The organism is Streptomyces sp. NPDC044061 (assembly GCF_056434305.1).
In genome coordinates this window covers 494,073-502,404 of record NZ_JBWKFL010000004.1, presented here as the reverse complement: position 1 = coordinate 502,404, position 8,332 = coordinate 494,073, and the positions used below count along the sequence as shown (strand labels likewise).

Sequence of the window (8,332 nt, the reverse complement as noted above, 5' to 3'; positions counted from 1 at the left end):
GTGCCAGTTGTTCTGCCAAGGGCATGGCTGGTTGGCTACGTTCGGGAGGGATAACCGCTGAAAGCATCTAAGCGGGAAGCCTGCTTCGAGATGAGTATTCCCACCTCCTTGAGAGGGTAAGGCTCCCAGTAGACGACTGGGTTGATAGGCCAGATATGGAAGCCCGGTAACGGGTGGAGTTGACTGGTACTAATAGGCCGAGGGCTTGTCCTCAGACGCTCGCGTTCACTGTGTTGGTTCTGAAACCACGACCACGTCGCCTTTCGGGGCGTTTCGGTTGAGAGTTTCATAGTGTTTCGGTGGTCATAGCGTGAGGGAAACGCCCGGTTACATTCCGAACCCGGAAGCTAAGCCTCACAGCGCCGATGGTACTGCAGGGGGGACCCTGTGGGAGAGTAGGACGCCGCCGAACAATCTTTGGGAAAACCCCCGCATCGAAAGATGCGGGGGTTTTCTGCGTTCTGGAGCTTTTCCCCCCGAGGGGGTGGCAGCGGCGGATCAGAGTCGGCCGGCTGCCTTCAGAGCGAGGTACGCATCCGCCAGAGCCGGGGCCAGGTCGTCCGGTGTCGCGTCGACAACCGTCACCCCATGGCGGCGGAGCTGTTCCGCCGTGCGCTGGCGTTCACTCTGGGCCTGTGCCGCCGCGGCGGCCTCGTACACCGAGTCCGCGTTCCCCCTGGCTTTCGCCATCTGGGCGACGTGCGGGTCGGCCACCGAGGCGACGAGCACCGTGTGGCGCTGGGTGAGCTGCGGCAGCACGGGCAGGAGGCCCTGCTCGACGGGCGCCGCGTCGAGCGTCGTGAGCAGCACGATCAGGGATCGTCGAGGAGCGGTACGGAGAGCCGTCGCCGTGAGGCCACGGGCGTCGGTCTCCACGAGCTCCGGTTCGAGCGTGGCCATCGCGTTGACCAAGGACGGCAGGACATCGCCGGCGGAGCGGCCCTGGACGAGGGCACGTACCCGGCGGTCGTAGGCGAGCAGATCCACGCGGTCGCCGGCGCGGGAGGCGAGCGCCGCGAGGAGCAGGGCCGCGTCCAGGGAGGCGTCGAGGCGTGGCACGTCGCCGACGCGGCCGGCCGAGGTTCGTCCGGTGTCGAGGACCAGCAGGATGTGGCGGTCGCGCTCGGGTCGCCAGGTGCGGACGGCCACCGTGGACTGGCGGGCGGTCGCGCGCCAGTCGATGGAACGGGTGTCGTCGCCGGGGACGTACTCGCGCAGGCTGTCGAACTCGGTGCCCTCACCGCGGGTCAGCACGCTGGTGCGTCCGTCCAGTTCGCGCAGCCGGGCGAGTCTGGACGGCAGGTGCTTGCGGCTGGTGAACGGGGGCAGGACCCGTACCGTCCAGGGCACCTTGTGGGCACCCTGGCGGGAGAAGAGGCCGAGCGGACCGTAGGACCGGATTGTCACGCGGTCGGCCTGGCGGTCACCGCGGCGGGTGGGGCGCAGCCGGGTCGTGACGCGTCGGCGTTCGGCGGCCGGGACGGTGACGCGGTGCCGGGAGCCCTCGATCTCGGTGCCGGGCTGCCAGCTGCTGGGCTGCCATGCGTCCCGTAGGCGGGCCCGCAGCAGGCGCCTGGACGGATTCGTGATCGTGAGTGTGACGTCGGCGGTCTCGCCGAGGCGTGCGGAGGTGTCGCCGGAGCGGGACAGGACGAGACGTCGTACGGGTGCCGCGAGTGCGAAGTCGCAGGCGCAGGCCAGGGCGAGCGGGCCGTTGACCGCGAGGATGCCCGTCCAGCCGGGTTCCAGGATGCCGACGGGGATGGAGCCGAGGGCCGCGACGAGGGCGGCGCGTCCGGTGAGCGCCATCAGCGGGGGACCGGGACGTGGGCGAGGATCGCGTTGATGACGGAGTCGGCGGTGACGCCCTCCATCTCGGCCTCGGGGCGCAGCTGGACGCGGTGGCGCAGGGTGGGCAGGGCGAGGGCCTTCACGTCGTCGGGGATGACGTAGTCGCGGCCCGTCAGCCAGGCCCAGGCGCGCGAGGTGGCGAGGAGGGCGGTGGCACCACGCGGGGAGACGCCGAGGGTGAGGGAGGGCGACTCGCGGGTGGCGCGGCAGATGTCCACGACGTAGGCCGTGATCTCGGGGGAGACGGTCGTCTTGGCGACTGCCGCGCGGGCCGCCTCGAGGTCGGCCGGGCCGGCGACCGGGCGTAGGCCTGCGGCGTGCAGGTCGCGCGGGTTGAAGCCCGAGGCGTGGCGGGTGAGGACGTCGATCTCGTCCTGGCGTGAGGGCAGAGGGATCGTCAGCTTGAGCAGGAACCGGTCCAGTTGGGCCTCGGGGAGAGGGTAGGTGCCCTCGTACTCGACGGGGTTCTGGGTCGCGGCGACCAGGAACGGGTCCGGGAGGGGGCGCGGGGTGCCGTCGACCGTGACCTGGCGTTCCTCCATGGCTTCCAGGAGAGATGACTGGGTCTTGGGCGGGGTGCGGTTGATCTCGTCCGCGAGGAGCAGATTGGTGAAGACCGGGCCGGGCTGGAAGGAGAACTCGGCGGTGCGGGTGTCGTAGACGAGTGAGCCGGTGACGTCGCTCGGCATCAGGTCGGGCGTGAACTGGACGCGCTTGGTGTCGAGTTCGAGCGTGGAGGCCAGTGCGCGGACGAGCAGCGTCTTGGCGACTCCGGGGACGCCCTCGAGGAGGACGTGTCCGCGGCACAGGAGGGCGACGACGAGGCCGGTCACGGCGGGGTCCTGGCCGACCACGGCTTTGGCGATCTCGGCGCGCAGGGCTTCCAGGGAGGCTCGGGCGCTGCCCGCGTCCCCGGTGTTCCCGGCGTTGTCAGTGGTCGGGTCCATCATGGACGGCGTACCTCTCTTTCGAGGGCGTCGAGTTGGTCGGTGAGTGCGATGAGCGCGGCGTCGTCGCCGGGCGGCGGTCCGAAGAGGAGGGAGTGCAGGGCCTGTCCGTCGCCGTGGAGGTGGGCGGACAGGGCGGGGAGCAGGGCTTCGGGCGAGTGCGCCTGGGCGACGGGGACGCCGACGAGGGGGGCGAGGCGCGTGCGGGTGGTGGAGCGAAGAGCGGTGGCCGCGCGGTCGCGGGCGTTGGCCTTGCGGTAGAGGCGGGCGCGGCCTTCGACGGTTTCGGAGGCGCGGATCGCGACGGGGAGTTTTTCGGGCACGAGGGGGCCGAAGCGGCGTGCCCGCCAGAAGGCGGCGAGGGCCGCGGCGATGAACAGCTGCAGGGTGCCCCAGAGCCAGCCCGAGGGGAGCAGGTCGAGGAAGCTCTTCTGTTCGCCGTTGCCGGTGGCGGAAGTGTCGGCGAGCGAGGGGAGATACCAGACCAGATGGGGGCGGGAGCCGAGGAGTTGAAGGGCGAGCGAGGCGTTGCCCTGCTTGTCGAGTCGCTTGTTGTAGAGGATGTCGGGCGCGCCGAGCACGACGGTGTCGCCGCTCCCGGAGGTCGCCGGGAGGCGGAGCAGGGTGGCGAGGCGCTGGCTCGGGTAGCAGGAGTCGGCGTCGAGGTGGGTGGTGGTGTAGCGGATGCCGCCGGTGTCGGCGCTGCCCGCGCGCCGGGCTTCGGGCAGGGTGCAGCCGGGATCGAGCGTCGAGTCGGAGCTGGTGGCGGGGTCCGCGGTGACCCCGGGGGCGAGTCGCTCGACGGACCAGCTGCCGGCGGCGACGAGGACGGTGCGTCCGCCGGAGTGCGCCGTCGCGGAGTGCAGCACGGTCTGCTGACGGTGGGTCAGCAGGTCGGGGACGGCTACGACGAGAGTGGTGTCCGGGCCGGCGGCGGCGCGTGCCGCGCCGAGCGTGGTGACGACGCGCGTGGAGACGCCCCGGTCGGCGAGGAGTTCGGCGACGGCACGGCTGCCGTAGGGGTCCGCGGAGCGCGGGTCGAGTTCGCCGTGCCGGGTCTGGGAGCGGGCGGCGGCCATCGCGACGGCCGCGACCAGGATCAGCACGACGGCGAGTGCGATGCCTCGCGTGCGGGTCCAGACCTGGCGGGTGGTGGGCGCGGTGGAGGTGGTCGGCAGCGTGACCTCGGTGGTCATTCGGCGGCCCCCTGGCGGGCGTTGTGGTCCGCGCCGGTGAAGCTGTTCGTGAGTACCGGCCGGGTGCGCTCCAGGTCGCGGTCGAGTTCGGCGATGCGCAGGTACGACTGCTGGCTCGCCCTGCGCCCGCCGTATGTGACGTCGTCGAATTCGCCGGCGGCGGCGCGCAGTCGGTCCGTGTGCGAGGGGAGGCTGCGGCCGGCCTCGGCGGCCGCTTCGTCGGCGGTGCGGCCGGGCCGGGAGTCGAGCAGGGTCCGCTCCTCCAGGGAGCGGACGATGGCCCGCATGCGTTCCTGGACGGCCTGGTTCCAGTGGCCCTGGGCGGCATGTGCCTCGCTGGCCGCGCGATGTTCGGCGGCGCTGCGGGGGCGGTCGTCGAACAGGGCCGGGGCGGAGACCGGTTCGCGACGCGGAGCGCCCAGGCGCCACCACAGGGCGGCCAGGACGGCGACGACGAACAGGACGACGACGAGCAGCCCGAACGTGCCGCCCGGTGTCGCCGAGGCGGCGGAGTTGAGCAGCCGGTCGAGCCAGTTCCAGAAGGCGTTCAGGGCGCGCTGGAGCAGGCTGGGGTCGTTCTCGTGGTACATCCGCTTGGACAGTTCGCGGCGTGCCGCCTCCCGTGCGGGACCGCGCGGAATGGTCACCGGCGGCCCGTCGCCCGAGCCGCCGATCGCGAGGACGGTCGTGTGGGCCGCGCCCAGGAGGCCGTGTACGGCCGATCCGGCGGTGCCCGGCAGGGCCGGTGCCGCCGCGAGAACTCCCCCCGTCAGGCTCACCGCATCAGCTCCCCGGGACGGGGCCGGGGGCGGTGGTGGCGTGGGTCTGGACACCGGCGGCGCGGGCCAGTTCGAGGTCGAGGGCCTCGCGGCGGATGCGCTGGTCGATGTACAGGAGCACGGTGACGCCCGCGTTGATCGGGAGCGTGATCATGGAGCCGATCACCGAGCCGATGCCGCTGATGATCAGGAAGGTCCAGCCGGTGTTCTGGGCGTCGGTGGCCAGGAAACCCGCCGTGCCGTCGCCGCTGACGGCGCCCGCGATGAGGGCGAAGGGGATCACGACGAGCGACGAGACGATGTTGGAGATGATCCCGGCGAGCAGCTGGATGCCGAGGACGCGCCACCAGGAGCCGCGTACCAGCTTCGTGGAGCGGCTCATGGACTTCACGATGCTCTGCCGTTCCAGCATCAGTGCGGGGGAGGCCAGCGAGAAGCGGACCGTCAGCCACGCCATGACGACGAGGGCGGCGAGGAGGCCGAGGACGAGCAGCGCGATGCCGGCTCCCTCGCTCCCGCCGGCGATGGCGACGATGGTGCCGGGAAGCGCGCCGCAGAGCATCACGCCGACGGAGATGAGGCCCAGCAGAAAGAGCAGACCGAACAGTTTCGGTACCTGCGGGCGGGCGTCCCGCCAGGCCTCGCCCGCGCTGACCGGCCTGCCGAGCACGGCGCGGCTGGTGACGGTCGTGAGCAGGGCGGTGGCGACTATGGTGCCCACGACGGTGACCACGGCCACGACACCGGCGCCCGCCATGACCGCCCCGAAGGCCCGGAGTACCTCGTCGGCCGAGGCGCTGGGGTCGTTGAGGGCGCTGGTGGTCGCGGTGTCCTTCAGGATGAAGCCCTGCAGGAGGAGCACGCTGAGCTCGGTGAGGACCGCGACGGTCAGGGAGATGCCGAGGACCGTGCGCCAGTAGGTGCGCATGGTGGAGACGGCGCCGTCGAGGATCTCGCCGACGCCGAGCGGCCGCAGCGGGATGACGCCGGGCTTGGCGGCGGGCGGGGGACCGCCCCAGCCGCCGCCCCAGGCTCCGTGGCCGCCGGGGGTGCCGTAGCCGGGAGTGCCGTAACCGCCAGGGGTGCCGTAACCGCCGGGAGTGCCGCCGTAGCCGCCGGGTCCGCCGGGTTGTCCGCCGCCCCAGCCCGGACCGGGCGGTGGGGGCGGTGGGGCCTGTCCGGGGCTCGGGGGACCCGTGGGAGCGGACCACTGGCCGGGTGGCGGCTGCTCGTTGGACCACTTCGGGCCCGGGCCCTGAGGGTCCGTTCCGGGCTGCGCGGCCGGTTCGGCGGGGGCGGGACGGTCAGTGGGCTCGGCGGGGCCGGACGCGCCGGGTTCCCGCCCGTCGGACGACGGGTCGGATCCGGGCGAGGCCCAGCCCGGAGTGTCAGTCATCGAAGCTCCTTCACGATGCCCGTCCGCGGTCGCGGTGGCAGGTTGGCAGACATCGTGCCATGGGGTGGTGACCATGTGACCGGGCGCGGTAGGGGCTGGACTCCTTCAATTGTCCGCGGGATCCGGGGCAGACTGACCGCATGGCTGATCAGTACGCGCAACCCGGCGAGGACAAGCGGCCGACCGAGATACCTGTGCTCCGATGGGAGGAACCACCCGAAGGTCCCGTACTGGTCCTTCTCGACCAGACGAGGCTCCCGGCCGAGGAGGTCGAGCTGGTGTGCACGGACGCGCCTGCGCTGGTGGAGGCGATCCGGTCGCTCGCCGTCCGCGGGGCACCGGTGCTCGGCATCGCGGGGGCGTACGGCGTCGCGCTCGCCGCCGCGCGGGGCTTCGACGTGGAGGAGGCCGCCCGGGCGCTCGAGGGTGCCCGGCCCACCGCGGTGAACCTGTCCGTCGGAGTGCGCAGGGCCGAGGCCGCCTACGGGGTGGCGTTCGCCAGGACCGGCGATCCGACCGCGGCGGCGACGGCGGCGCTGGCCGCGGCACGGACGCTGCACCGGGAGGATGCCGAGGCCAGCGCACGGATGGCCGCTCATGGCCTGGCGCTGCTGGACGAGCTGCTGCCGGGGGGCGGGCACCGGATCCTGACCCACTGCAACTCCGGATCGCTGGTGTCGGGCGGGGAGGGCACGGCGTTCGCGGTGGCACTCGCCGCGCACCGGATGGGCCAGTTGCGGCGGCTCTGGGTGGACGAGACGCGTCCGCTGCTGCAGGGCGCTCGGCTGACGTCGTACGAGGCGGCCCGCCACGGTATGGCGTACACCTTGCTCACCGACAACGCGGCCGGCTCGCTGTTCGCGGCTGGAGAGGTCGACGCGGTGCTGATCGGCGCGGACCGGATAGCGGCCGACGGCTCGGTGGCGAACAAGGTGGGGAGCTATCCGCTCGCGGTGCTCGCGCGGTACCACCATGTGCCGTTCATCGTGGTGGCACCGCTGACGACGGTGGATCCCGGGACTCCGGACGGGGCGTCCATCGAGGTCGAGCAGCGCCCCGGGTTCGAGGTGACCGAGATTCCGGCTCCCCAGGTGCCGACGACGGGGCCGGGCGGCGGGATTCCGGTGGCACCGCTGGGGACCCAGGCGTACAACCCGGCGTTCGACGTGACGCCGCCCGAGCTGGTGACGGCGATCGTGACCGAGGAGGGTGCCGTTTCGCCGGTGACCGCCGAGGCTCTCGCGGAGCTGTCCGCCGGCACCCGCCGGACGGCGCCCAGCTGATGCGGCGATGCCGCGTCCGTCGGCGAACACGGCCCCTCTCCTCGCGCTGAGGCGCGGAGGAAGGGGCCGTGTCGGCGGGTGCGACCGCCCGGGCCGGGTCCGGGGGCAGACAGTGACGGCTCCGTACGACTATCGTCACAGGCCAGTGACCTGCCTCACCTGCGCCTCTGTCGTCGTTACGAGAATGGGATGATGTCGTTTATGAAGGGACGAGTCCTTGTCGTCGACGACGACACCGCACTGGCCGAGATGCTCGGCATCGTGCTGCGTGGTGAAGGTTTTGAGCCGTCTTTCGTGTCCGACGGCGACAAGGCGCTGGCCGCTTTCCGTGAGACCAAGCCCGACCTGGTGCTGCTCGACCTGATGCTGCCCGGCCGGGACGGCATCGAGGTGTGCCGCCTGATCAGGGCGGAGTCCGGGGTGCCGATCGTAATGCTCACGGCCAAGAGCGACACCGTCGACGTCGTGGTGGGCCTGGAGTCGGGCGCAGACGACTACATCGTGAAGCCGTTCAAGCCGAAGGAGCTGGTGGCCCGGATCCGGGCGCGGCTCAGGAGGTCCGAGGAGCCGGCGCCGGAACAGCTCACCATCGGTGACCTGGTGATCGACGTGGCCGGGCACTCGGTGAAGCGGGACGGGCAGTCGATCGCCCTGACCCCGCTGGAGTTCGACCTGCTGGTCGCGCTGGCCCGCAAGCCGTGGCAGGTGTTCACCCGCGAGGTGCTGCTCGAGCAGGTGTGGGGCTACCGGCACGCCGCCGACACCCGCCTGGTCAACGTGCACGTCCAGCGGCTGCGCTCCAAGGTCGAGAAGGACCCGGAGCGGCCGGAGATCGTGGTGACCGTACGTGGTGTCGGTTACAAGGCCGGACCGAGCTGAC

7 protein-coding genes and 2 rRNA genes are annotated in these 8,332 nt (G+C 71.9%); 4 read left to right on the top strand and 5 right to left on the bottom strand.

The features are described 5' to 3' along the window. Both AC07CM_RS09470 and rrf read left to right on the top strand, forming a co-directional pair. Positions 1-213: ribosomal RNA gene (locus AC07CM_RS09470) — 23S ribosomal RNA — on the top strand; the annotation flags it as partial. Between the two features lie 82 nt (positions 214-295). Continuing rightward, positions 296-412 (top strand): 5S ribosomal RNA (gene rrf / locus AC07CM_RS09465). Between the two features lie 86 nt (positions 413-498). Here the strand turns inward: rrf and AC07CM_RS09460 are convergent. Genes AC07CM_RS09460 through AC07CM_RS09440 form a run of 5 tightly spaced genes read right to left on the bottom strand, consistent with a single transcriptional unit; the run spans position 499 to position 6,169 of the window. Further along, on the bottom strand, positions 499-1,809 hold the full coding sequence (locus tag AC07CM_RS09460) for a DUF58 domain-containing protein (RefSeq protein ID WP_478875738.1): 1,311 nt from the start codon (positions 1,807-1,809) through the stop codon (positions 499-501). Continuing rightward, positions 1,809-2,798, bottom strand: a complete 990-nt coding sequence (locus AC07CM_RS09455; RefSeq protein ID WP_478875760.1) for an AAA family ATPase — start codon at positions 2,796-2,798, stop codon at positions 1,809-1,811. Before AC07CM_RS09455 ends, AC07CM_RS09460 begins: the two co-directional genes overlap by 1 nt. Then, positions 2,798-3,994: a DUF4350 domain-containing protein gene (locus tag AC07CM_RS09450; RefSeq protein WP_478875737.1), complete on the bottom strand. Its 1,197-nt coding sequence runs from the start codon at positions 3,992-3,994 to the stop codon at positions 2,798-2,800. The genes AC07CM_RS09455 and AC07CM_RS09450 overlap by 1 nt, the downstream gene beginning before the upstream one ends. Further along, positions 3,991-4,773: a DUF4129 domain-containing protein gene (locus AC07CM_RS09445; RefSeq protein ID WP_478875736.1), complete on the bottom strand. Its 783-nt coding sequence runs from the start codon at positions 4,771-4,773 to the stop codon at positions 3,991-3,993. The genes AC07CM_RS09450 and AC07CM_RS09445 overlap by 4 nt, the downstream gene beginning before the upstream one ends. A 4-nt stretch (positions 4,774-4,777) precedes the next feature. Continuing rightward, positions 4,778-6,169, bottom strand: coding sequence for a DUF7847 domain-containing protein (locus AC07CM_RS09440; protein WP_478875735.1), 1,392 nt, complete (start codon positions 6,167-6,169; stop codon positions 4,778-4,780). 140 nt (positions 6,170-6,309) lie between these two features. On the opposite strand from AC07CM_RS09440, the gene mtnA reads away from it, so the two are divergent. Together mtnA and mtrA are read left to right on the top strand one after the other, a co-directional pair. Continuing rightward, complete coding sequence (gene mtnA, locus AC07CM_RS09435; protein ID WP_478875734.1) at positions 6,310-7,452, top strand: S-methyl-5-thioribose-1-phosphate isomerase; 1,143 nt, start codon at positions 6,310-6,312, stop codon at positions 7,450-7,452. Positions 7,453-7,641: 189 nt separating this feature from the next. Next, a complete protein-coding gene (mtrA, locus tag AC07CM_RS09430) occupies positions 7,642-8,331 on the top strand; it encodes a two-component system response regulator MtrA (protein WP_478875733.1) in 690 nt (229 codons plus the stop codon). Position 8,332 lies beyond the last annotated feature (1 nt).

Excerpts from the sequence above, each read along its gene's own strand:
- AC07CM_RS09460 (WP_478875738.1), bottom strand. The coding sequence starts at position 1,809 with ATGGCGCTCACCGGACGCGCCGCCCTCGTCGCGGCCCTCGGCTCCATC.
- AC07CM_RS09455 (WP_478875760.1), bottom strand. The coding sequence starts at position 2,798 with ATGGACCCGACCACTGACAACGCCGGGAACACCGGGGACGCGGGCAGC.
- AC07CM_RS09450 (WP_478875737.1), bottom strand. The coding sequence starts at position 3,994 with ATGACCACCGAGGTCACGCTGCCGACCACCTCCACCGCGCCCACCACC.
- AC07CM_RS09440 (WP_478875735.1), bottom strand. The coding sequence starts at position 6,169 with ATGACTGACACTCCGGGCTGGGCCTCGCCCGGATCCGACCCGTCGTCC.
- mtnA (WP_478875734.1), top strand. The coding sequence starts at position 6,310 with ATGGCTGATCAGTACGCGCAACCCGGCGAGGACAAGCGGCCGACCGAG.
- mtrA (WP_478875733.1), top strand. The coding sequence starts at position 7,642 with ATGATGTCGTTTATGAAGGGACGAGTCCTTGTCGTCGACGACGACACC.